Below are 23,563 nucleotides of genomic sequence, written 5' to 3'. Positions count from 1 at the left end.
TCGCAGGCTCCGGCGTGGGACTGCCCGAGCCTCTCGGCCGACGCGGCCGAGAGGCGGACGACCCGCTCAGGCCTCGATCACGACCGGCACGATCATCGGGCGGCGGCGGTGGGTGTTGCTCACCCAGCGGCCGATCACCCGCCGCACGGTCTGCTGCAGCTGGTAGGTGTCGGTGTTGCCCTCGGAGATCGCCCGATCGAGCGCGTCGATGATCGGCTGCTTGATCTCGTCGAAGGACGCGCCGTCGAGGGCGTTGCCGCGCGCGTGGATCTCCGGGCCGGCGGCGACCTTGCCGCTGACCGAGTCGACGACCACGATCACCGAGATGAAGCCCTCCTCGCCCAGGATCCGGCGGTCCTTGAGGTCGGACTCGGTGACGTCGCCGACCGAGGAGCCATCGACGAAGACGTAGCCGCACTCGACCTTGCCGGCCACCTCCGCGACACCGTCGACCAGGTCGACCACGACGCCGTCCTCGGCGATCACGACGTTCTCGACGCCGGTGGCCCGGGCCAGCTCGCCGTTCGCGAGCATGTGCCGGATCTCGCCGTGCACGGGCAGCACGTTGCGGGGCTGCACGATGTTGTAGCAGTAGAGCAGCTCGCCGGCGCTGGCGTGGCCGGAGACGTGCACCATCGCGTTGCCCTTGTGCACGACCCGGGCGCCCCAGCGGGCCAGGCCGTTGATCACCCGGAAGACGGCGTTCTCGTTGCCGGGGATCAGGCTGGAGGCGAGCAGGACGGTGTCGCCCTCCTCGATGTGCACGAAGTTGTGGTTGCGCTGCGCGATCCGGCTCAGCGCGCTCATCGGCTCGCCCTGCGACCCGGTCGAGATCAGCACCTGCCGCTCGGGCGGCAGGTCGGCGAGGTCCTTGGTGTCGACCAGTGTGCCCGGCGGGACCTTGAGGTAGCCGAGGTCGCGGGCGATGCCCATGTTGCGGACCATGGAGCGCCCGACGTACGCGACCTGGCGCTCGTGGGCGTACGCCGCGTCGAGCACCTGCTGCACGCGGTGCACGTGGGAGGCGAAGCAGGCCACGATGATGCGCTGGTTCGACTCGCGGAAGACCTGGTCGATGACCGGGGTGATCTTCTTCTCGGTCGGGGTGAAGCCCGGCGTCTCGGCGTTGGTGGAATCGGTGAGGAAGAGGTCGACGCCCTCCTCCCCCAGCCGCGCGAACGCCCGCAGGTCGGTGATCCGGCCGTCGAGCGGCAGCTGGTCCATCTTGAAGTCGCCGGTGTGCAGCACCAGGCCGGCGCCGGTGCGGATCGCGACCGCGAGCGCGTCGGGGATGGAGTGGTTGACCGCCACGAACTCGAGCTGGAACGGCCCGAACGAGATCCGGTCCCCCTCCTTGACGACGTGGTGGACCGTCTCCTTCAGCCGGTGCTCGCGGAGCTTCGAGCCGAGCAGCGCGAGCGTGAGCTGGGAGCCGACCAGGGGGATGTCCTGCCGCTCGCGCAGGAGGTACGGCGTGGCGCCGATGTGGTCCTCGTGACCGTGGGTCAGCACCAGCGCCTCGACGTCGTCGAGCCGGTCGCGGATCGAGGACCAGTCGGGGAGGATCAGGTCGATGCCGGGCTGGTGGTCCTCGGGGAACAGCACGCCGCAGTCGACCAGCAGCAGCCGGCCGTCGTACTCGAAGGCGGTCATGTTGCGGCCCACCTCGCCGAGCCCGCCGAGCGGGGTGACCCGCAGGCCCCCCTGCGCGAGCGGGCCGGGGGCGGACAGCTCGGGATGGGGGTGGCTCACAACAGACCCGCCGCTTCCAGGCCGGCGCGCAGCGCCGCGACCTCGTTGTCGTCGAGCGCGACGAGCGGGGACCGGACGTGGCGGTTGTCGAGGACCCCGAGCAGCTCGAGCGACGCCTTGGCGGTGGTCGCGCCGTAGTTGGGCACCCCCATCACCGCCTCGAACGCCGGCATCAGCCGCAGGTAGGTCTCCAGGGCACCGGCGTGGTCGCCGGCGAGGAAGGTGGCGATCATCGACGACAGCTCCTTGCCGGCGGCGTGGCCGACGACCGAGACCAGGCCGCAGGCGCCGTGGGCCAGGAAGCCGAGCGTGTTGACGTCGTCGCCGGAGTAGACGGCGTATCCGAGCTGCGCGAGCTTCGCCGCGCGCGGCATGTCACCGACGGCGTCCTTGACGGCGATCACCGGCTCCCAGGCGATCATCTCGGCGTACGACTCGAGCGCGATCTGGCTGCCGGTGCGGCCGGGAACGTCGTAGAGCATCACCGGGAGCTCGGCGGCGTCGACCACCTGGCGGAAGTGCTGGACGATGCCGCGCTGGCCGGGCTTGTTGTAGTAGGGCGACACGAGGAGCACGCAGTCGGCGCCGCGCTCGCGGGCCTGGCGGGCGAGGTACGTCGAGGTCGCGGTGTCGTTGGTGCCGACGCCGGCGACCAGCTTGATGTCCGGACCGACCGCGGCGCGCACCGCGGCGAGGATCTCGCCGTCCTCCTCCTTGGTGGTGGTCGGCGACTCGCCCGTCGTACCGGAGACCACGAGCCCGTCGTGGCCGGTGGCGACCAGGTGTTTGGCCACGCGCTGCACCCCGTCGAGGTCGAGGCTCCCGTCGGCGGCGAAGGGGGTCGCCATGGCGGTCAGCATGCGTCCGAACGGCGCTGCAGGTGCGGCAGAGGTCATGTCCCCCAGGCTATCGCTCCGCCCCGGCCCGACCGGTGTCGGCTCACACGTGCGGCATCACGTCGCGGGCGATCAGCCGGAGGTGGTCGAGGTCGGCGAGGTCGAGCACCTGGAGGTAGACCCGCTCGGCGCCGAGCGCGGCGTACCGGCCGATCTTGTCGACGACCTCCTGCGGCGTGCCGGCGAGGCCGTTCTCGCGCAGCTCGTCCTTGTCCCGCCCGATCGCGGCGGCCCGGCGCTCGACCTCGGCCTCGTCGGCGCCGACACAGACCACGAGCGCGTTGGACCAGCGCATGGTCCGCGGGTCGCGGCCCTGTGCCTCACATGCCTCACGCACGCGGGCGAACTGCTCCTTGGTCGTCGTCTCGTCGACGAACGGCAGGTTGAACTCGTCGGCGTACCGCGCCGCGAGCTGCGGCGTCCGCTTCCTGCCCACGCCGCCGATGAGCACGGGCGGCTTGGGCTGGGTGGGCTTCGGCAGCCCCGGGCTGTCGGTCACCTGGTAGTGCTCGCCATCGAAGCTGAAGCCGCCGTCGGTCGCCCAGAGGCCGGTGACGATCGCCAGCTGCTCCTCGAACCGGTCGAAGCGCTCCTTCGTGCCCGGGAACGGGATGCCGTACTTGGTGTGCTCCGGCTCGAACCAGCCGGCGCCGATGCCCAGCTCGACCCGCCCGCCGCTCATCTGGTCGACGTTCGCCACGCTGATCGCCAGCGGACCCGGCAGCCGGAACGTCGCGCTGGTCATCATCGTGCCGAGCCGGATCGTGCTGGTCTCGCGCGCGATGCCGGCCAGCGTGATCCACGCGTCGCTCGGCCCGGGCAGCCCCTCGGTGCCCATGCCCAGGTAGTGGTCGGACCGGAAGAACGCCCCGAACCCGAGCCTCTCGGCCTCCTGGGCGACGGCCACCAGGTCGTCGTACGTGGCTCCCTGCTGGGGTTCGGTGAAGACGCGCAGCTCCATGCCGTCCAGCCTGTCAGGCCGGCCAAGCGCATGGTCGGCGAGGGTGGCCCGGCTCAGTCGTCGTCGATGCCGACCAGCCACGCCTTGGCCTCGCGGACGTCGTCGTCGTCGAAGACGCGCACCTTGCCGGGCATCATCCAGCCGAACGCCTTGATGGCGTGCTCCAGCCAGTCGGCGTCGGAGACGATCGCCACCCGCTTCCAGCCCTTGAGGTGGCCGGCCCAGAGCTTGGTGTCGGCCCACATCGCGCCGGGCGAGTACTGCACGCCGTCCGGGAGGACGTAGAGCAGCCGCACCTCACCCGCCTCCAGCGCCGCCTGCACCGCCGGCACGAGGACCGTCTCGTAGTCCTCGTCGGTGACCTTGCCGCCGGCCTCGAACCCGATCGTCCCCGGCGGCATGTCCTCGATGACCCTGATCATGCGCCTCACGCTAGTTCCGCGGGGCGGGCGCGGGATCACCCGTTACAGGCGGTCGGCCGCCCGAACCAGGAACACCCGCTCGTATCCGTCGTACGGCTCGCGGGCGCCGCCACCAGGGCGCCTTCGCAGTTCGGGCAGCGTCGGCCCGTGCCGCGCGTTCCCGCCAGCGCCGCCGGACGAAGCGCGGCGACCCCGACCAGCCGAGCACCACGGTGCAGACGACCGGGACGACGACGACCGCCACCGCGAGGGCGGTCCAGGGCTCGGTGTGCTCGCCGATGGCGAGCAGGACAACCAGCCAGCTCACCGCGACTAGGTACAGGCGCGCCACGATGGACGCTCGCAGCGCGTCGAGCACGTACGCGTGGTGCTCGTCACGGGGCGTGAAGCGAAGTCGGAACAGCCAGCGGTCGAGACCGATCATCGCGACCGCGCCCAGGAGGCCGGCGCCGGCGACCGCCAACCCGACAACGGCATGGTCGGCCACAACCGCGAGGACGGACGCCACCACCAGGGCGTACGGCGTGGCTCGCTCCGCAGGGTCTTGGAAGTCCGTGGACGACACCAGTTCGCCGTCAGGTGAGCGATCCTCCAGCCGCGAGAACGCCCGCACCGTTGCTCCGAGCGCGAGCACCGCACCGAGGAGCACCGTGGCGCCGATCATGCCGACCGTGGTCGCCGGCTCCGGGCCCCACGCCAGCGCGATCACGGCCAGCCCGGCATAGGCGAGACTCAGGAAGTGGTCGCCCCCGCGAATCACGCCGTCGACGCCCGACGCCTCCTCGATCCGGACCGGCGACTCGAATCGCTCCGCGAACTGCTCGAGACGCAGCTCGACCGCCTCGGGCGACCTCTTCGGCCAGTGGCGCACCGTGCCGTACACGAAGAAGGCCGCGATGCCGAAGCGCGCCCAGAGGTCGACCACAGGCGCACCGTAGCCGCGTTACAGCCGCTCCGAGGCCCGAACCAGGAACACCCGCTCGTATCCGTCGTACGGCTCGCGAGCGGTCTCGATCCACTCGGCGGGGTCGTACGCCGGGTAGAACGCGTCGCCGTCGGGAGTCAGGTCCACCAGCGACAGCACCTGCTCGTCGGCGTGCGGGAGGGCGGCGGCGTAGACCTCTCCCCCGCCGGCGACCATCACCTGGGCGGCGGGGTCGAGGGTGTCGGCCAGGTCGAGGGCGGACTCGACGGAGTGCGCGACCAGCACCCCGTCGGCCGACCAGGTCGTCGACCGGGTCAGCACGATCGTGGTGCGGCCCGGGAGCGGCCGGCCGATCGACGCGTACGTCGTGCGGCCCATCACCAGCGTGTGGCCGAGCGTGAGCGACTTGAACAGCGCCTGCTCGCCGGGCAGCCGCCACGGGATGTCCGGGCCGTTGCCGATCACGCCGTTGCGGGCGACGGCGGCGACCAGGACGACCCGACGTCCGCCCCTAGACGGCAATGGGAGCCTTGATGCCGGGGTGCGGGTCGTAGCCCTCGACGGCGATGTGCTCGAGGTCGAACGCGTCGAGCTCGGTCACCGACGGGTCGAGGACCAGCCGCGGGAGGTCCCTCGGCGAGCGCGTGAGCTGCAGCCGCGCCTGGTCGAGGTGGTTGAGGTAGAGGTGCGCGTCGCCGAGCGTGTGCACGAAGTCGCCGACCTCGAGACCGGTCACCTGGGCGACCATGTGGGTGAGCAGGGCGTACGACGCGATGTTGAACGGCACGCCGAGGAAGACGTCGGCCGAGCGCTGGTAGAGCTGGCACGAAAGCCGGCCGTCCGCCACGTAGAACTGGAACATCGTGTGGCACGGCGCGAGCGCCATGTCGGGAATGTCGGCGACGTTCCAGGCCGACACGATGTGCCGCCGCGAGTCGGGATCGTCGCGGAGCTGCGAGACCACCTGCGCGATCTGGTCGACATGCCGGCCGTCGGGCGTCGGCCAGGAGCGCCACTGGTAGCCGTAGACCGGGCCGAGGTCGCCGTTGGCATCGGCCCACTCGTCCCAGATGCTGATGCCGCGGTCCTGCAGCCACTTCACGTTGGTGTCGCCGCGCAGGAACCACAGCAGCTCGCCGAAGACCGAGCGCGTGTGCACCTTCTTCGTGGTGACCAGCGGAAAGCCCGCAGTCAGGTCGAAGCGCATCTGGTGGCCGAAGACCGAGCGGGTGCCGGTGCCGGTGCGGTCGCCCTTCTCGACGCCCTCGTCGAGGATCCGCTGGAGGAGGTCGAGGTACTGCTGCACGGCCCGAGCCTAGTCCTCAGAGATCGACGGACCCGGCAACCGTGGTGCGCGTCGCCCCGCCGACCCAGACCGCGCCGCCGACCAGCGACACCTGCACCCGGCCGGCCCGCTGCAGCGCCGTGCCCTGCGACGCGACGTACGCCGCGGGCAGGGTGCTGCCCGCGAGCCACTGGCCGAGGCCGGCGTTGAGCGAGCCGGTCACCGGGTCCTCCGGCACGCCGTACTGCGGGCAGAACGCCCGGACCTCCACGTCGGCCGGGCCGCCGGCGGCGTACCGACCGACGACGCCGATCTTGAGGTCGCCGAACGCCGCCCAGTCGGGGCGCAGCCCCAGCACCGTGTCGGCGTCGCGCAGCAGCACACCGACCCAGCCCGGCCCGTTGTCGATCCATGCCGTGTCGACGAGGTCGGCGCGGTCGAGCCGCAGGGCGACCGCGATCGCGTCGAGATCCTCGTCGGAGACGGCGCCCGAGCGCATCAGCGGCGGCGCCTGGAAGGCGAGCCCGTCCTCGCGCCGGATCGTCACGAGCCCCGCGCCGCACTCCTGCACCACGCGGTCGCGGGCCGCCGGCGCTCCCCCGGCCTCGAGCCACGCGTGGGCGCTGCCGAGCGTGGGGTGCCCGGCGAACGGCAGCTCGTCGCCGGGGGTGAAGATCCGCAGCCGGTAGTCGGCGGCCGGGTCGGTCGGCGTGAGCAGGAACGTCGTCTCCGACAGGTTCGTCCAGCGCGCGAACGCCGCCATCTGCTCGTCGGTCACGCCGTCGGCATCGTGCACGACCGCGACCGGGTTGCCGCGCAGCGGCTCGCTCGAGAACACGTCGACCTGGCTGAAGCGCATGAGCCGACGGTAGGGCCAGGCCGGTCAGTGCGCGAGCAGCGGCCGGTCCGTGCCGGTCTGCACGGGGGCGACGTCGTGGCACTGGCCGCCGATCGAGCAGGAGCGCAGCACCAGCAGCGGGTCGATGTTGCCGTCGAGGTCGGACCCGCCCGCCAGGTCGGCCACCTGGGCGACCAGGTAGACCGTCTCGAGGTTGTCCCCGAACGTCGCGTCGACCGCCCGCTCGCCGCGCCCGACGCCGGTGTCGAGCGCATCCCCGGAGCGCGCGTCGTACAGCAGCGGCCGGTACGGCGCGTCGACCCGCGTCGCTGCGCCGTCCGGCCGCCGGGTCAGCACGTGGGTGCCGCCCGGCGAGAGCAGCGCGCCGATCCCGGGGCGCTCGAAGTCGACACTGAAGAACGCCTGGACCATGTCGATCCGCCGACCCTCCTGGTAGACGCGCGTGGCGGACTCGACGTCGACGAGTCCGCCGCGCACCAGGCGCTCCGCGCTGTCGACGCCGGGCGTCCAGGCGTAGGCGCCCGCCGAGTCGCGGTAGAAGATCCGGTGCTGGTCGAGCGCGATCAGCTGGGCGTCGCCGGCGGGCAGGTCGCGGGTGTCGACCACCTCGCCGGTGCTGACGTCGTACGCGACGAGTCGCCGGTCCTCGCCCGGCTCGATCCAGGCGACCCAGGCCTGCGCGGTGGAGCCGACCAGCAGCGTGTCGGGGTCCTTGTGGCCCAGCAGCCGCCGCTCGCCGTCGGCCGCGACGAAGGCGACGGTGCCCTCGTGGTCGCCGTACACCGCCCCGCCGTTGAGCTCCACGAGATCGGTGAGGGCCGGCAGCGCGACGGTGACGTCATCGAGGTGCAGGCGCCCGCCGGCGTACCAGGCGACGTCCACCGGGTTCGGCGCCCGCCTGACCTCCAGCGGGCCGAGGCTGTCGGGCTCCGAGGACGAGCGGGTCGACAGCCAGGTCGCGACGCCGACGACCAGCGCCGCCACGGCCACGCCGACGAGCGCGCGCCGGCGGCGCCGGACGCGCTCGGCCCGGGCCGCGCCGACGATCTCCTCCAGCGGCACCGACGAGACCTCGATCGACTCGGACGCGCGACGGAAGAGGTCCGCCGCCAGCACCTCGCGCGGCCTCACGGGTCCAGCTCCCGCAGCGCGTCGAGGTCGACCTCGGCGAGGGCCTGGGTGAGCCGCTGCCGCGCCGCGTCCAGCGGCACGTCGAGCGCACCGGCCACCTGAACGTCGTCGAGCCCGGCGACGAACCGCAGCACCACCGCCTCGCGTGGCTCCTCGGCCAGCCGGTCGAGCTCGGCCTCCAGCGCCCGGCGCAGCCGCACCGGACCGGTTTCCTCGCCCTCCGCCTCCGTCGCCGGCACTGTCGCCGCCTCCGTCGTTGGCACCGTCGGCGGCACCAACGCCCGGTGCCGCCGGCCGTGCCGCCAGCGCTCCAGGACCGTGCGGTAGACGTAGGCGTCGACGTCGTCCTCGCGGCGGACGTGCTCCCACGAGCCGTAGCAGCGGGCGAGCGCGTCGCGGGCGACGTCCTCGGCCTGCGCCGGCGGGCCGCCGAGCAGGATCAGAGTGCGGACGACCGACGGCCACCGGGCCGCCAGGTAGGCGGCGAAGTCGGCGTCGTCCCCGGCCATGCCGCCATCATGACCCCAACGCGACGGGCCGCGTCAGGCCCGCAGCGACATCGGTCCGTAGACCTGCCGGTCGTGCTCGAAGAGCGTGACGGCGTCGACGCCCTGGTCGGCGAGCTCCGACCAGATCTCGCCCACCCAGGACTCGGCGTCGGCCTGGCTGGCGAAGCGCTGGCCGGCGAGGTCTCCCGCGACGGCGACCTCGGCTCCGGCGGCGTTCTCGAGGCGCCACCACCACGGACGCTCGGCCGGGCTCGGGGGCCGGAAGGTGGGCGGCTGGTCGGGCAGGTTCACGGATCAGTCCTCCCGCACGGACGGGTCGAGGAACGGCGGCTTCACCAGCTGGAACACCTCGCGCCGACCGCGGATGTCGACGCCGACCTCGGCGTCGGGGGCCACGGCGGACGAGACGAGCGCGAGCCCGATGCCCTTGCGCAGCGTCGGCGAGAACGTGCCGGAGGTGACCTCGCCGACAGGGACGTCGGCGGTCAGGCTGACCGACATGTGCGGGCGCGGGATGCCGCGGCCGGTGGCGACGATGCCGCGCAGCACCCGCGCCGGACCGGCCTCGCGCTCGGCGGTCAGCACGTCGCGGCCCCAGAAGGCGTCCTTCTTCCAGCCGACCGCCCAGCCGATGCGGGCCTGGTTGGGCGTGACGTCGAGGGAGATGTCCTGGCCGTGCAGCGGGTAGCCCATCTCGGTGCGCAGGGTGTCGCGGGCGCCCAGGCCGCACGGCGTGATGCCGTGCTCCGCGCCCGCGGCGAGGATGGCGTCCCAGAGCGCGCCGGCGACGGCGTTCGGCGCGATCAGCTCGTAGCCGCGCTCGCCGGTGTAGCCGGTGCGGCACACCACGACGTCCGCGCCCTCGAAGGGAGCGACCCCGAAGGACATGTAGTCGTGCCCGACCGGCAGCCCGAGCGCGCCGAGCACCTCGTCGGACCGCGGGCCCTGCACGGCGAGCACCACGTGGTCGCGGTGCTCGTCGGTGACGGTCACGCCCTCCGGCGCTGCCGCGGTGAGCCGGCGCACGACCTCGGCGGTGTTCGCGGCGTTCGGCACCAGCAGCACCCGCTCGTCGTCGTACAGGTAAGCGATCAGGTCGTCGACCACGCCGCCGGTCTCGTCGTCGCAGCACAGCGTGTACTGCGCCTGGCCGGGGGCGATGCGCCCGAGGTCGTTGGTGAGCGTGCTGTTCACGAAGGCGGCCGCACCCGGGCCGGCCACCACGGCCTTGCCCAGGTGGCTGACGTCGAAGACGCCGACGCCCTCGCGGACCGCGGTGTGCTCCTTGACCACGCCGGTGGGGTACTCCAGCGGCATCGACCAGCCACCGAACTCCCCGAACTTGGCACCCGACGCCTCGTGCCGGTCGTGGAGTGGCGAGTGGAGGAGGTCGGCCATGTGGCGACCCTAGCCGAGCGCCCGGGAGGAGCGCGCACCTCGGCAGGTCCGCACTATCCTGCCCCGGTGACGACGTACACCCTGCGCAGCGCCAGCCCCGCGAAGACCAAGTGCGATGCGGTGGTGATCGGCGTCGTGCAAGGCGCCAAGGGCCCCGAGCTGGCCGACGGCGGCGCCGACGTCGCGAAGGCCTACGGACGCAAGCTGCGGCCGCTGCTCGCGACGCTCGGCGTGACCGGCAAGGCCGGCGAGGCGGTCAAGGTGCCGACCGCCGGCGCCCTCGGCTCGCCGCTGCTGGTGCTGGTCGGCCTGGGCAAGAAGGTCGACCCCACGACCGTACGCCGGGCCGCCGGCGTGGCCGGCCGCTCGGTCGGCAACGCGGCGTCGGTCGCCCTCGCGCTGCCCGCGGGCTCCCCGGAGCTGGTCCGCGCGGTGACCGAGGGGCACCTCCTGGGTGGCTACACCTTCACCGCCTACAAGTCCGGCCCGGCGAAGAAGGACGGAAAGGACTCGGCCCCCGGCGAGGTGGTCGTGCTCAGCGAGGTCGCCCGCCGCAAGGAGGCGGTCGCGGCGTTCGAGGAGGCGCAGGTCGTCGCCCGCGCCGTCGCCGTCACCCGCGACTGGGTGAACACCCCTCCGGGCGACCTGACGCCGCCGGCGTTCGCCGACACCGTCGCCGCCGCGACCAAGGAGCTGACGCGCGGTCGCGGCGCCCCGAAGATCGCGATCAAGGTGTACGACGAGCAGACGCTCGCCGAGCTGGGCTGCGGGGGCATCCTCGGCGTCGGTGCCGGCTCCTCCGCGGCGCCGCGACTGGTCGAGCTCAGCTACTCCCCCCGCGGCGCCAAGCACCACCTGGCGCTGGTGGGCAAGGGCATCACCTTCGACTCCGGCGGCCTGACGATCAAACCCGCGCAGAGCATGGGCGAGATGAAGTCCGACATGGCGGGGGCGGCCGCCGTCGTGCAGGCGACGTACGCGATCGCGACGCTCGGCCTGCCGCTCAAGGTCAGCACGTTCGTACCGATGGCCGAGAACATGCTCTCCGGCAGCGCGATCCGGCCCGGCGACGTGCTCACGCAGTACGGCGGCACCACCGTGGAGATCCAGAACACCGACGCCGAGGGCCGACTGATCCTCGCCGACGCGCTGGTGCGCGCGACCGAGCAGCGGCCCGACGTGCTGGTCGACGTCGCCACCCTGACCGGGCACATGGTCGTCGCGCTCGGCGACCGGGTCGCCGGGGTGATGGGCTCCCCCGACGTCGTCGACGACGTGCTCGCGGCCGCGGCGACCGCCGGCGAGGAGATGTGGCCGATGCCGATCCCCGAGGCGATGAACGAGCGGATCCGCAGCAGCAAGGTCGCCGACCTCTCCCAGCACGACTGGATCCGGTGGGGCGGCGGGCTGTACGCCGCGGCGTTCCTGCGCGAGTTCACCGGCGGGCTGCCGTGGGCGCACCTCGACATCGCCGGCCCGTCGTTCAACTCCGGCGGCCCCTGGGGTCACGTGACCAGCGGCGGCACCGGCGTCGCCGTCGGCACGCTGGTCGACTACGCGCGGGCGTTGGTAGCGGCGCGGTAGTCGGTCGGCCGGGTAGTCAGTCGGAGGGAGCAGCTACGCCCCGCCCTGCAGCTTCTTGCGCCGGTTGTAGTCGCGCATCCGCTGCGGGATCCCGACCACGGCGGCGTCGTACGACGGGATCTGCTGCTTGTTGCAGAACTCGTGGGCCCACTTCGCCGACGGCACCCGGCGCCGGGTCCACTCGCCGTCATGGGCGACGAGGAGCAGGGTCACGTCGCTGACCGCCGTCCGCGGCTCGACGAAGCCCTCGACCCCGCGGCGCTCGGCGACCCAGGTGTAGAGGTGCCCGACGTCCATCGAGTCCGAGGCGCGCACCCGGGTCGAGCCGGTGCGGGCGGCGTCCTGCGCCGGGGCGCTCATCCGCACCTTCGACCCACGGCGAAAGCGGTCCATCCATGACATGTGGTCAAGTGTGCCAACACCCGCCACGCAGCGTCGCGGTTCCACGCCGGTGGTGACCGCTCGGTAGTCGGGAGGCCGGTGTGGACTGGCGGGTCAGAAGTGCAAAGATGGGCCCGTGGCCGATCCCGACTTCGACGTACTCATCCTCGGTGCCGGTTCGGGCGGCTATGCCTGTGCTCTCCGGGCGGCCCAGCTGGGTCTGAAGGTCGGACTCGTCGAGAAGGGCAACCTCGGCGGCACCTGCCTGCACGTGGGCTGCATCCCGACCAAGGCGCTGCTGCACGCAGCCGAGGTGGCCGACCAGACGCGCGAGTCGGGGCAGTTCGGCGTGCGGGCCACGCTGGAGGGCGTCGACATGGCTGGCGTCAACGCCTACAAGGACGGGGTCGTCTCGCGGCTCTTCAAGGGCCTGACGGGCCTGATCAAGGGCCGCGGCATCACCGTGATCGAGGGCGCCGGCCGACTCACCGGCCCGCGTGAGGTGACCGTCGACGGCACGGCGTACACCGGCACGCACGTGGTGCTCGCCTCCGGCTCCTACTCCAAGAGCCTCCCCGACCTCGAGATCGACGGCGAGCGCGTGATCACCTCCGAGCAGGCGCTCCGGCTCGACCGGGTGCCGGCCTCGGTGGTCGTGCTCGGCGGCGGCGTGATCGGCTGCGAGTTCGCGAGCGTCTGGCGCAGCTTCGGGGCCGAGGTCACCATCGTCGAGGCCCTGCCCCGGCTGCTCGCGGCCGAGGACGAGGCGTCGTCGAAGGCGCTCGAGCGGGCGTTCCGCAAGCGCAAGATCGCGTTCCGCACGGGCACCTCCTTCCGGAGCGTGAAGACCACCGACGCCAGCGTCGCCGTGACCGTCGAGGGAGCCGACGGTGAGCAGAGCGTGATCGAGGCCGAGCTGCTGCTCGTCGCCGTCGGTCGCGGACCGGTCACCGAGGGGCTCGGGTACGACGAGCAGGGCGTCGCGATGGACCGCGGCTTCGTGCTCGCCGACGAGCGCTGCCGCACCAACCTCGACGGCGTGTACGCCGTCGGCGACATCGTGCCCGGCCTCCAGCTCGCGCACCGCGGCTTCCAGCAAGGCATCCTCGTGGCCGAGGACATCGCCGGGCTCGACCCGACTCCGATCGACGAGGCCGGCATCCCGCGGGTCACCTACTCCCACCCCGAGGTCGCCTCCGTCGGCCTCGACGAGGCGCAGGCGCGCACGACGTACGGTGACGACGGCGTCGAGACCGTGACCTACGACCTCGGCGGCAACGGCAAGAGCCAGATCCTCAAGACGCAGGGCTTCGTCAAGCTGGTCCGCCGCAAGGACGGGCCGGTGGTCGGCGTGCACCTGGTCGGCGACCGGGTCGGCGAGCTGATCGGCGAGGCCCAGCTGATCTACAACTGGGAGGCGTACGCCGACGACGTGGCGCCGCTCGTGCACGCCCACCCCACGCAGAACGAAGCCCTGGGCGAGGCGCACCTCGCGCTCGCGGGCAAGCCCCTGCACGCACATTCCTGACCGTCCAGAACCAGACGTCCAGAACAAGACTCAGCACTCGAAGCGAAGGAACTCCATGGCCACCGAAGTCAACCTCCCGGCACTCGGCGAGTCAGTCACCGAAGGCACCGTCACCCGCTGGCTCAAGCAGGTCGGCGACACGGTCGCGGTCGACGAGCCGCTGCTGGAGGTCTCCACCGACAAGGTCGACACCGAGATCCCCTCCCCCGTGGCCGGCACCCTGCTCGAGATCAAGGCCAACGAGGACGACACCGTCGAGGTCGGCGCCGTGCTGGCGGTCATCGGCGACGCGGGCGAGTCCTCGGGCTCGCAGGAGCAGGCCGCCGAGCCGCAGCAGGAGCAGCAGCAGGAATCCCAGCCCGAGCCCGAGCCGGCACCGGAGCCCGCGCCGGCCGAGCAGCCCGCAGCGACCACGCCGGCCCCCGAGCAGCCCGCGGCCGAGGCCGAGCCGACCGGCGGTTCCGGCGGCGGCACGTCGGTCACTCTGCCCGCCCTCGGCGAGTCGGTGACCGAGGGCACCGTCACCCGCTGGCTGAAGTCGGTCGGCGACGACGTCGCCGTCGACGAGCCGCTGCTCGAGGTCTCCACCGACAAGGTCGACACCGAGATCCCCTCCCCGGTCGCCGGCACCCTGCTCGAGGTCAAGGTGCAGGAGGACGAGACTGTCGAGGTCGGCGCCGAGCTGGCCGTGATCGGGGACGCCTCCGCCGCGCCCGCCCAGCAGGCCCCGCAGCAGACCCAGCAGCAGGCCCAGCCCGAGCCCGAGAAGGCACCGGAGCCCGAGCCGCAGCAGGCGCCCGAGCCCGAGCCCGAGCCGGCGCCCGCGCCGGCCGCCCCCGCCGCTCCGGCCCCGGCCGCGGCGACCCCCGCCCCGGCTCCCGCCGCGCCCGCGGCGGCCGACTCCGACGGCCCCGGCTACGTGACCCCGCTGGTCCGCAAGCTCGCGGCACAGCACGGCGTCGACCTGGCGACGGTGCGCGGCACCGGCGTCGGCGGTCGGATCCGCAAGCAGGACGTGCTCGACGCCCGCCAGCCGGCGGCCCCCGCGGCGCCGGCGGCCCCTGCCGCGGCGGCTCCCGCCGCTCCGGCGGCCGCCCCGGCCGCGGCCCCGGTGCCCGTGCAGCCGTCGCCGCTACGCGGCAAGACCGAGAAGATCTCGCGGCTGCGCAAGATCATCGCGGAGCGGATGCGCGACTCGCTGCAGTCCTCGGCCCAGCTGACCCAGGTCGTCGAGGTCGACGTCACCAACATCGCCCGCCTGCGCGAGGCGGTGAAGGACGACTTCCTGGCGCGGGAGGGCGCGAAGCTGACGTACCTGCCGTTCTTCGCCAAGGCGGCGATCGACTCGCTCAAGCAGCACCCGGCGCTGAACGCCACCCTCGACACCGAGGCCGGTGAGGTCACCTACTTCGACCGCGAGCACGTCGCGTTCGCGGTCGACACCGAGAAGGGCCTGCTCACCCCGGTGATCAAGGACGCCGGCGACCTGTCGGTGGCCGGCCTGGCGAAGAAGATCGCCGACGTCGCCGAGCGGACCCGCACCAACAAGATCGGGCCCGACGAGCTCTCCGGCGGCACCTTCACGATCACCAACCTGGGCAGCTTCGGGGCGCTCTTCGACACCCCGATCATCAACAAGCCGCAGGTCGCGATCCTCGGCCCCGGCGCGGTCGTCAAGCGCCCGGTGGTCATCGACGACCCGAACCTCGGCGAGACGATCGCCGTGCGCTACATGGTCTACCTGTCCCTGACCTACGACCACCAGCTGGTCGACGGCGCCGACGCCGGCCGCTTCCTCCGCGAGGTCAAGCAGCGCCTGGAGGCCGGTCACTTCGAGGTCTGACCGCCGACCCGGCGCCAGATTTCACCCGAGTAGGCGCCAGATTTCAGCCCCAGCTGAAATCTGGTGCCTACTCGGCATTTCGGGGCATGGCAGGGTGGGGGCGTGGACACCAGGACCGTCGTGATCGCGGGCGCCTCGGGCTTCCTCGGGCGCCATCTCTCCGAGGAGCTGGTCGGGCGCGGGCACGCGGTGGTGGCGCTCACCCGGCGTCCGACGTCGGCGCCGGACGAGTCGAGCTGGGACCCGTACGCCGGGGTCTACGACCGCGCCGTGATCGAGTCCGCCGACGTCGTCGTCAACCTCGCCGGCACGCCCACGATCGGCAACCCCCACTCGCGCCGCTGGGCGCGGGAGCTTCGGGCCAGCCGGGTGACCACCACCCGGGTGCTGGCCGAGGCGGTCGCGACCAGCGAGCGGCGTCCCGCGTACCTCGCCGGCAACGCGATCGCGTGGTACGGCGACCACGGGCAGGATGTCGTGACCGAGGAGTCCGACAGCCGCGGCGAGAGCCTGATGACCGGCGTGACCCGGGAGTGGCAGGACGCCACGGCCCCGGCCGTCGCCGCGGGTGCCCGCGTCTGCGTGCTGCGCACCTCGCCGGTCATGGACCGCCGCGCGGCGCCGCTCAAGCAGCTGCGACTGCTCTTCCGAGCCGGCCTGGGTGGCCGGCTGGGCAGCGGCCGGCAGCGGATGGCGATGATCTCGCTGCGCGACTGGGTGGGCGCAGCGGCACACCTGGCCGAGCTCGACGACGTCTCCGGGCCGGTGAACCTGTGCTGCCCGCAGACCCCGACGAACGCCGAGTTCACCGAGGCCCTCGCCCGGGCGCTCGGCCGCCGCGCGCTGCTGCCCGCGCCGGCGTTCGCGATCAGGGTCGGCGCCGGCCCGGTGTCCGGCGAGGTGCTCGGCTCGATCAACCTGCGGCCGACGGTCCTCGAGGCGACGGGCTACTCCTTCCGCGACCGCACCGTCCACGAGGTGGTCCGCACCGGGCTCGCCTGAACCACGCGCCACTCCCCCGCTCGGCGCACCAGCACGATCCGCCGGGTCGAGGCCCGGTCCCGCGGCAGCGGGCGGCGTACGCCGGGGCCGACGGCGACCGCCCCGACGAGCCGGTCGGTGACGACCAGCGTCAGGCGCGACCCGTCCGCCCGACGTACCTCGACGCGCAGCAGCTGCATCGACGACCCCTCGACCCGCAGGCCGCGGGCCACCCACGCGCGCAGCATCGCGACGTCGGCCCGGCCGGTCGCCGACCCCGGCACGTAGAGGGACCGCAGCGCGGTCACGTCGCCGTCGGCCCACGCCGTCGCGCGTCGCGCGTCCCAGGCATGCAGCACGGCGGCGGCCTCGATCGCAGGTGGTGCGGCCGGGGCGGCCACGAGCACCGGCAGCACCAGGGACAGCAGCAACGTCATGCCCCTCTCCTACCCAGCAGCGAGACCGTCCCGTCGGCCGTCCACAGGCGCCGCAGTACGCTCGACGCGTGACTGACCGGCTGAAGTTCGAGGACGTCGGGCTCGTCGACTACCTGGCCGCGTGGGATCTCCAGCGCGACCTGCACGAGCGGGTCGCGGACGGCGACCGGCCCGACACCGTGCTGCTCCTGGAGCATCCGGCGGTGTTCACGGCCGGCAAGCGCACCGAGCCGCACGAGCGCCCGCTCGACCCCGGCGGTGCGCCGGTCGTCGACGTCGACCGCGGCGGCAAGATCACCTTCCACGGACCCGGTCAGCTGGTGGGCTACCCGATCGTCACGCTGCCCGACCACGTCAAGGTCGTCGACTACGTGCGCCGGGTCGAGGAGGCGCTGATCCGGGCGTGCGCGGACCTCGGCGTCACCACGGCGCGGGTGCCGGGGCGCAGCGGCGTCTGGCTGCGGGCCGACGACCGGGGGCCGGAGCGCAAGATCGCCGCGTTGGGCATCCGCGTGAGTCGCGGGGTGACCATGCACGGCTTCGCGATCAACTGCGACGTCGACCTCGGCTGGTACGACCGGTTCGTCCCCTGCGGCATCTCCGACGCGGGCGTCACCTCGCTGAGCCTCGAGCTCGGGCGCGACGTCACGGTCGCGGAGGTCACGCCGTACGTCGAGCGCCACCTGCGCACCTACCTGGCCTGGGAGCCGTACGACGCGACACCCGACTACGACCCGCGCCCGGACCCGGCGAAGGGCCCCCGGATCGAGCTGCTCACCCCCTGAGTCCCGGCCCACACCGGGCCCGTCCGGATTCGGCCACGCGTGCCGCGTCCGCCGACTACGGTGGGCGGCGACGAGAGGGGACAGGGTGCCGGAGCCGATCCAGGTGGCGATCGTCGACGATCACGAGCTGGTTTCGCTGGCCGTCGGTGGCCTCATCCACGACCACGAGGCGCTCGAGTTCGCCGGCCACGCGGCGTCCGTGCCGCAGTTCATCGCCGCCGGGATCCGCGCCCGCCTGGTGGTCCTCGACCTGAACCTGCGGGACGGCTCCCAGCCCTCGGAGAACGTCGAGCGACTTCGTGACCGCGGCACCGACGTGCTGGTGCTGACCTCGGGCGAGAACCCGTTCCTGATCCGGGAGGTGTCCCGCTCGGGGGTGCTGGGGATCGTACGGAAGTCGGCCGCACCGGAGGACATCATCGGGGCGATCGCCGCGGCCGCGGCCGGACAGCCGATCGTGACCACGGAGTGGGCCGCCGCCCTGGACTCCGATCCCGAGCTCGGCTCGGCGCCGCTGACCGACCGGGAGCGCGAGGTGCTTGCGCTCTACGCCTCCGGGCTCCCCGCGAAGAGCGTCGCGCGCCGCCTGAGCGTCACGGAGAACACCATCGACGACCACATCCGCAGGATCCGCACCGTCTACGCCCAGCTGAGCCGTCCCGCGAACACCAAGGTGGACCTGTACCGGCGCGGGATGGAGGACGGCATCCTGCCGTACCCCACCCTGTCGTGACCGCGACGGCGGCGCGCGAGCCGCGCGCGGAACTGCGCACCCTGCGCCTGTGCACCGGGGTCGTCGGCGCGAGCACGCTGGCGGCCACGGTCGCGACCTCCTTCGTCGTCACCCAGCCCGACCGGCTCGGCACTCCGACGTCCCCGTGGGTGCTCACGGCGATCGCGATCCTGCTGCCGCTGCTGGCCGCGGGCAGCGCGCCCTGGTCGGACCTGCCCACCTTGCGCTGGCTGAACGCGCTGGTCGTCGTCGAGTACGGCGTGCTGCTGCTGGTCCTGGCCCTGGCTGCCGCGTCCGGGCGGGTGAGCGACGGCGAGGTGCCGTGGGTGCTCACGTTCACCGCGGCGCCGGTCGCGGCGGCGCTGGTCGCCTGGGGACGGCGTGCGGCGTGGTTGGTGCTGCTCGCGGCCACCGCGGCGATCCAGCTGCTCCGCGTCCTGGTCGGGCACGACACCCTGAGCGCGCTGGCGAGCGACGTGCAGGCCTTCTTCGCCTCGTTGGCGCTCGTGCTGCTGTTCGGGACCCTGGTCGCGGCGAGCCGCGACTTCGACCGCTCCACCAGGGTCGCCTACGCCCGGGCGTCCCACCGGTCGGCCGAGGACGCCCGCGCCGGCGTACGACGCCGCCTCCAGGCGCTCGTGCACGACGAGCTGCTGGCAACGCTGGTGCTCGCCGCACGAGACGCCCCGGCCCTGCGCACCGCGGTCGCCGCCCAGGCCGCCCGCACCCGTCGGCTGCTTCGCGACCTGCACGAGCCGGAGGCCGCCGCGCGCGTGCCCGTCGACGACCTGGTGCGCCAGGTGCGTGACACCGCCGCCCAGGAGTGCCCCGCGGCCCGGGTCGGTCTCATCGACAGCCGGCGGACGGGCAGCGCCGCGGCCTCCGTCGGCCTCGACGTCGCCGAGGCGCTCACGGGCGCTCTGCGCCAGGCACTCGTGAACAGCCGCACCCATGCCGGGCCGCAGGCGACGATCTCGGTGGAGATGGCGATCTCGGACGACGACGTGCGGATCCGGGTCGCGGACGACGGTGTGGGGTTCGACCCGGCCCGGGTCTCGCCGCGCCGGATGGGGATCTCCACCAGCATCGTCGGGCGGGTGCGGGGCGTGCCCGGAGGCGAGGCCCGGGTCGAGTCGCGACCGGGCTCGGGCACCCGGGTCACCCTCGCCTGGACCCGTGGCCGCCCGGCGGAGGAGCCGGCCGCCCCGGCCGTGGACACGGGCATCCTGCCGGCGGAGGACCGCCGGGTGCGAACGGGGATCCTGGTCACGATCGCGGTCTTCTGGGCCGCCCAGGCGGTTCTCGCCGGCATCGCCGGCGCTGCGGCCGGCGACCCCGCGGTCGCCGGCCTGGCGATCGTCGGCGTCGGTGCGGCCTTCCTCGCCATCGGCTGGCGTTCGCTGGCCCGACCCACTCCCGCACGTGCCTGGGTGGTCGTCGCGATCGTCGTCGCCACCACCGCGCTGAGCCTCGTCCCGATCCCGCGCGACGAGCACCGCTACGGGGACACCTGGTACGTCGCGGCCTGCGGCTTCGTCCTCCTCGCGCTCGCGGTCCGAGGCCGGCCGGGCGTGGCGGTCCTCGGCGGCCTGGTCGCCGTCGTGCTCTCGCTGAGCGGTGCCTACCTCTGGCCGAACGACGTCGCGGACGTGCTCGCCTCGACGACCCGGCACCTGGTGATCCTGGCGATCGGGGTGCTGCTGGTGCTGGGCACCGCCCGCACCCAGGCTCGGACCACGGCGCTGCGGGCCGAGGAGCTGGCGGCGGTGCGTGCCCAGGTGTTCCGCGAGGCGGCGGCTCGCGAGCTGCGGGAGCGGTCCCGGGCCCTGGAGGAGGTCATCGGCCGCATGCTGGAGCGGCTCGAGAGCGGTGCGGAGCTCACCGAGCACGAGCGCCGGGAGTGCGCCGCCCTCGACGGCCGGCTCCGCGACCAGTACCGGGGCGGCCGGATCAGCCGGCCTCCGATGATCGAGGCCGCGATGGCCGCCCGCCGGCGCGGCGTCGACGTCGTGCTGCTCGACGACGCGTCCGACCGGGTGCTGTCCGAGACCGAGCTGGACGCGATCGCGCACTGGCTCGCCAGCCGGCTCGACGCCGTACCGGAGGGGCGGTTCACCGGCCGCATCCTGCCGCACGGCCGGGACGGCCTGGCCAGCGCGGTGACGGGCGACGAGGTCGCCGAGCTGCCGCGGACCCCGTGACCGGGAGTCGGAAGAACCACGGAAAGGGGTGGCTGGAGTCCGCACGGCGGGGGCGTCGTACTCCCTAACGTGACGAGCGTCCTGCCCGTCCGTCCGAGGAGCACCCTTGTCAGTCACCGATCAGCCCGCCCCGCCGGCGCCCGCCGGCGCCCGGCACGCCCACGGACTCACCCGCCGGCGCAAGATCGTGGTGGCAGGTGTCGGGGTCGCCGCGGCCGCGGCGCTCGTCGCCGGCGGCATCGCGGTCACCGGCGCCTACTTCACCTCCCAGGCCACGGTCAGCGGCCAGTCGGTCGGCACGGCCACCGTGGCGATCACCGCCGGCACCGCGACCTCCTCGGCACCCATCAGCGCCGCCAGCCTGCTGCCCGGCGACAGCGAGAGCACGACCATCGACCTCGCCAACACCGGCAGCGAGGACGTCTACTACACGATCCGGCTGCCCAAGACCGCCGGCGGCGACACCGCCCTCGAGTCAGCGATCCAGGTCGAGGTGGCCGTCGGTGCCGCCTCCGAGACCCGCAGCCTCACCGCATGGCAGGCCGGCGCCCTCCAGATCGGCCCCGCACTCGCCGCGGCCGGCGGCCAGACGATGACCGTGACGATCTCACTGCCCACCACGGCCGACAACACCCTCCAGGGCCTCGACGCCGGCTTCACCGCCCAGATCGACGCCATCCAGGCCCGCAACACCACGGCGCCCACCGCCGGCTGGGTCGCGGACTGACCGTGCCCCACATCGGCCTCGGGCTGCTGGGCGTCACCGGCGCGGCCACGCTGCTGCTCGCCCTCTCCGGCGGTCTGCCGACCACCGGCGCCTCCTTCACCGCGCAGGCCGTCGTCGGCGCGGCGCAGGAGGCCCACGCCGCGGAGGTCGGGGCCCTCGGCGACCCCTCCGCGTCCCGGACGGCCGCGGGCGTCGCCACGGTCGGCTGGGACACGCCGACCCAGCGGAACGACGTCGCGCCGGCGTACACGGTGCGCCGCACGGTCGAGGCGGCCACGGCCGAGATCGACCCCACCCTCACCACCTCCGACGGCCGCACCGGCTTCACCGACGACCTCACCCGTGCCGCCGACTTCAGGTACCGGGACGTCACCCGCGTCAGCGCCGGTGCCTTCAACGTCTGCGCGATCGCGGACGGCGCCGCCTACTGCTGGGGCCGGAACGTGTACGGGCAGATCGGCGACGGCACCACCACCAGCCGCAAGGTCCCGACCCCGGTGTCCACCAGCGGCGTCCTCGCCGGCAAGACCGTCACCGACATCAGCGTCGGCCTCGCCCAGACCTGCGCGGTCGCCGACGGACGGGCCTACTGCTGGGGCTGGGGAGGCGGACTCGGCGACGGCGGCACGACCACCAGCTCCGTCCCGGTCGCGGTGAGCACCGACGGGGTCCTGGCGGGCAAGACCGTCACCGACATCAGCACCGGCTACAACTTCACGTGCGCCGTGGCCGACGGGCGGGCCTACTGCTGGGGAGACAACGGCAACGGCAAGCTCGGGAACGGCGGCAGCACCGCCAGCTATGTCCCGGTGGCGGTCAGCACGAGCGGCGCCCTGGCGGGCAAGACCGTTACCGCCGTCGCGGCCGGCGGCGGCATCGCCTGCGCCCTGGCCGCGGGCCGCGCCTACTGCTGGGGCTACGACGGCGACGGTGCCGTCGGCGACGGCGAGGGCGTCAGCACCAGCAGCGTCCCGGTCGCGGTGCGCACCGACGGAGCCCTGGCGGGCACGACCGTCACCCGGGTCACGGCGGGCAACGGCCACGCCTGTGCCGTCGCCTCGGGTCAGGCGTACTGCTGGGGGCGCGGCGCCCGCGGACAGCTCGGCGACGGCACGAGCACCGATCAGTACGTGCCGGTCGCCGTGAGCACCGACGACGCGCTCGCCGGCCGAACCGTCACCGACATCGACGGCGGAGACCTGGGCACCTGCGCGGTCGCCTCCGGTGCGGCGTACTGCTGGGGTTCGGTCGAGCTCAGCGCACGATCCTCCGTGCCCGTGGCCCTGGACACCACCGGCGTCCTTCACGGCACCACGGCCACGGCCATCTCCCTCGGGCCCGGCAGCGGCTGCGTGAGCGCCGGGGTGGTCGCCTGTTGGGGTGACAACGGCGAAGGCCAACTGGGCGACGGCAGCTCGGTCCGCCGCAGCTACGAACCGGTGCTCGCAGGGGACGAGGGGCACGGGCTGACCGAGCCCTTCTGCGAGCCCGACTGGCTGCTCGACGCGACCCGATGTGCCCCCGGACCGGACGTGTCCGTGTCGTATCGGATCGACTACGCCAAGCGCGGCTGGTCGCCTCCGGCCGCGGTCGAGCTGTCGGCGGATTGGAGCGGATCGTGATGACCGGGACGGCACTCGACGAGATCGGGCGGACCTGCACGGCCAGCGTCGGCTCCCTGCCCGAGACCGGCGCGGGAGCGCCGCTGTGGTTGCTCCCCCTCGCGCTCGTGCTCCTCGTCGCCGGCACCGTCCTGCTGCTCCGGGCCCGGCGCGGACGCACCGCCGGGGCGATGCTGGCGGCCGCCGTCGTCGCCGGAGTGCTGCTCTCCCCCGCCGGTGCTCCCCGGGCGCACGCGGACACCGCACAGGTGGACTACGGGGACGGCTGCTCGCTGATCACCATCGACGAGTCGGCGATCACCTGGGCCGCAACCGCCGGCACCGTCGGGCTGCTGCCCGGCGACCGCGTCGCGGTGCTGACCGTGCCGGTCACCAACAGCGACGCCGTGCCGATCCGGCTCTCCGGACGGCTGCGGACCGATGCGTCGGCATCCGGGCTGCACGGACGGGTCCGCTTCGACGACATCGGCGGACCGGTGCTGCTGGCCCCCGGCCAGCGGACCGTCGCGACCCTGGTCGTCGACGTCCTGCCCTCCGCCGGCGACGACCTTCAGGGCACCACCACGCCACTCGAGCTGGTCCTTACCGCGACGGCCCGATGAC

General features: G+C 73.5%; 24 protein-coding genes. 10 read left to right on the top strand and 14 right to left on the bottom strand.

From position 1 onward, the window contains the following. Positions 1–66: 66 nt before the first annotated feature. Genes FHU40_RS20250 through gcvT form a run of 12 tightly spaced genes read right to left on the bottom strand, consistent with a single transcriptional unit; the run spans position 67 to position 10,138 of the window. Positions 67–1,752 carry a ribonuclease J gene (locus tag FHU40_RS20250; protein WP_183594163.1) on the bottom strand — a complete coding sequence of 562 codons (1,686 nt, stop codon included), beginning with the start codon at positions 1,750–1,752 and terminating at the stop codon, positions 67–69. After that, entirely contained in the window at positions 1,749–2,648 is a 900-nt protein-coding gene (gene dapA, locus FHU40_RS20245; protein ID WP_183594162.1) for a 4-hydroxy-tetrahydrodipicolinate synthase, read from the bottom strand. Before dapA ends, FHU40_RS20250 begins: the two co-directional genes overlap by 4 nt. 43 nt (positions 2,649–2,691) lie before the next feature. Beyond that, positions 2,692–3,609: an LLM class F420-dependent oxidoreductase gene (locus FHU40_RS20240; protein WP_183594161.1), complete on the bottom strand. Its 918-nt coding sequence runs from the start codon at positions 3,607–3,609 to the stop codon at positions 2,692–2,694. A gap of 53 nt (positions 3,610–3,662) precedes the next feature. Then, on the bottom strand, positions 3,663–4,031 hold the full coding sequence (locus FHU40_RS20235; protein WP_183594160.1) for a SpoIIAA family protein: 369 nt from the start codon (positions 4,029–4,031) through the stop codon (positions 3,663–3,665). A 10-nt stretch (positions 4,032–4,041) separates the two neighbouring features. Then, entirely contained in the window at positions 4,042–4,956 is a 915-nt protein-coding gene (locus FHU40_RS20230; protein WP_183594159.1) for a hypothetical protein, read from the bottom strand. A gap of 18 nt (positions 4,957–4,974) precedes the next feature. Continuing rightward, positions 4,975–5,478 (bottom strand): dihydrofolate reductase, encoded by a 504-nt coding sequence (locus tag FHU40_RS20225; protein WP_183594158.1) that lies wholly within the window; start codon positions 5,476–5,478, stop codon positions 4,975–4,977. Next, complete coding sequence (locus FHU40_RS20220) at positions 5,468–6,262, bottom strand: thymidylate synthase (protein ID WP_183594157.1); 795 nt, start codon at positions 6,260–6,262, stop codon at positions 5,468–5,470. Before FHU40_RS20220 ends, FHU40_RS20225 begins: the two co-directional genes overlap by 11 nt. 16 nt (positions 6,263–6,278) lie before the next feature. Continuing rightward, positions 6,279–7,100 (bottom strand): PhzF family phenazine biosynthesis protein, encoded by an 822-nt coding sequence (locus tag FHU40_RS20215; RefSeq protein WP_183594156.1) that lies wholly within the window; start codon positions 7,098–7,100, stop codon positions 6,279–6,281. A 24-nt stretch (positions 7,101–7,124) separates the two neighbouring features. Next, positions 7,125–8,231 carry a hypothetical protein gene (locus FHU40_RS20210; RefSeq protein ID WP_183594155.1) on the bottom strand — a complete coding sequence of 369 codons (1,107 nt, stop codon included), beginning with the start codon at positions 8,229–8,231 and terminating at the stop codon, positions 7,125–7,127. Next, on the bottom strand, positions 8,228–8,740 hold the full coding sequence (locus FHU40_RS20205) for an RNA polymerase sigma factor (protein ID WP_183594154.1): 513 nt from the start codon (positions 8,738–8,740) through the stop codon (positions 8,228–8,230). The genes FHU40_RS20210 and FHU40_RS20205 overlap by 4 nt, the downstream gene beginning before the upstream one ends. Before the next feature lie 33 nt (positions 8,741–8,773). Further along, positions 8,774–9,031, bottom strand: a complete 258-nt coding sequence (locus FHU40_RS20200) for a hypothetical protein (RefSeq protein WP_183594153.1) — start codon at positions 9,029–9,031, stop codon at positions 8,774–8,776. Between the two features lie 3 nt (positions 9,032–9,034). Then, positions 9,035–10,138: a glycine cleavage system aminomethyltransferase GcvT gene (gene gcvT / locus FHU40_RS20195; RefSeq protein WP_183594152.1), complete on the bottom strand. Its 1,104-nt coding sequence runs from the start codon at positions 10,136–10,138 to the stop codon at positions 9,035–9,037. Positions 10,139–10,204: 66 nt separating this feature from the next. Here gcvT and FHU40_RS20190 point away from each other — a divergent pair, with 66 nt between their 5' ends. After that, positions 10,205–11,722, top strand: coding sequence for a leucyl aminopeptidase (locus FHU40_RS20190; RefSeq protein ID WP_183594151.1), 1,518 nt, complete (start codon positions 10,205–10,207; stop codon positions 11,720–11,722). Between the two features lie 33 nt (positions 11,723–11,755). Here FHU40_RS20190 and FHU40_RS20185 read toward each other — a convergent pair whose 3' ends face one another. Then, complete coding sequence (locus FHU40_RS20185; RefSeq protein WP_183594150.1) at positions 11,756–12,082, bottom strand: hypothetical protein; 327 nt, start codon at positions 12,080–12,082, stop codon at positions 11,756–11,758. A gap of 157 nt (positions 12,083–12,239) precedes the next feature. Here FHU40_RS20185 and lpdA point away from each other — a divergent pair, with 157 nt between their 5' ends. The 3 genes from lpdA (at position 12,240) to FHU40_RS20170 (ending at position 16,476) form a co-directional block, all read left to right on the top strand. Next, complete coding sequence (gene lpdA, locus FHU40_RS20180) at positions 12,240–13,631, top strand: dihydrolipoyl dehydrogenase (RefSeq protein ID WP_183594149.1); 1,392 nt, start codon at positions 12,240–12,242, stop codon at positions 13,629–13,631. Between the two features lie 55 nt (positions 13,632–13,686). Next, on the top strand, positions 13,687–15,474 hold the full coding sequence (gene sucB / locus FHU40_RS20175; protein ID WP_183594148.1) for a 2-oxoglutarate dehydrogenase, E2 component, dihydrolipoamide succinyltransferase: 1,788 nt from the start codon (positions 13,687–13,689) through the stop codon (positions 15,472–15,474). A gap of 102 nt (positions 15,475–15,576) precedes the next feature. Continuing rightward, positions 15,577–16,476, top strand: coding sequence for a TIGR01777 family oxidoreductase (locus FHU40_RS20170; RefSeq protein WP_183594147.1), 900 nt, complete (start codon positions 15,577–15,579; stop codon positions 16,474–16,476). Here the strand turns inward: FHU40_RS20170 and FHU40_RS20165 are convergent. Further along, a complete protein-coding gene (locus FHU40_RS20165) occupies positions 16,422–16,892 on the bottom strand; it encodes a hypothetical protein (protein ID WP_183594146.1) in 471 nt (156 codons plus the stop codon). The genes FHU40_RS20170 and FHU40_RS20165 overlap by 55 nt on opposite strands. A 68-nt stretch (positions 16,893–16,960) precedes the next feature. Between FHU40_RS20165 and lipB the strand changes: the two genes are divergently transcribed. The 6 genes from lipB (at position 16,961) to FHU40_RS20135 (ending at position 23,562) form a co-directional block, all read left to right on the top strand. Then, a complete protein-coding gene (gene lipB / locus FHU40_RS20160) occupies positions 16,961–17,677 on the top strand; it encodes a lipoyl(octanoyl) transferase LipB (protein WP_183594145.1) in 717 nt (238 codons plus the stop codon). 85 nt (positions 17,678–17,762) lie between these two features. After that, complete coding sequence (locus tag FHU40_RS29695; protein WP_183594144.1) at positions 17,763–18,410, top strand: LuxR C-terminal-related transcriptional regulator; 648 nt, start codon at positions 17,763–17,765, stop codon at positions 18,408–18,410. Then, on the top strand, positions 18,407–20,611 hold the full coding sequence (locus tag FHU40_RS20150; RefSeq protein ID WP_183594143.1) for an ATP-binding protein: 2,205 nt from the start codon (positions 18,407–18,409) through the stop codon (positions 20,609–20,611). The genes FHU40_RS29695 and FHU40_RS20150 overlap by 4 nt, the downstream gene beginning before the upstream one ends. 106 nt (positions 20,612–20,717) lie before the next feature. Further along, positions 20,718–21,338: a hypothetical protein gene (locus FHU40_RS20145; RefSeq protein ID WP_183594142.1), complete on the top strand. Its 621-nt coding sequence runs from the start codon at positions 20,718–20,720 to the stop codon at positions 21,336–21,338. 2 nt (positions 21,339–21,340) lie between these two features. Then, complete coding sequence (locus tag FHU40_RS20140) at positions 21,341–22,960, top strand: RCC1 domain-containing protein (RefSeq protein ID WP_183594141.1); 1,620 nt, start codon at positions 21,341–21,343, stop codon at positions 22,958–22,960. Then, complete coding sequence (locus FHU40_RS20135; protein ID WP_183594140.1) at positions 22,960–23,562, top strand: hypothetical protein; 603 nt, start codon at positions 22,960–22,962, stop codon at positions 23,560–23,562. Before FHU40_RS20140 ends, FHU40_RS20135 begins: the two co-directional genes overlap by 1 nt. Position 23,563: the final 1 nt, after the last annotated feature.

It is taken from the genome of Nocardioides soli (genome assembly GCF_014191495.1).
GTDB lineage: Bacteria > Actinomycetota > Actinomycetes > Propionibacteriales > Nocardioidaceae > Nocardioides > Nocardioides soli.
Note: the sequence above shows the minus strand (reverse complement) of the source record. Positions and strands in the feature narration are given on the sequence as shown.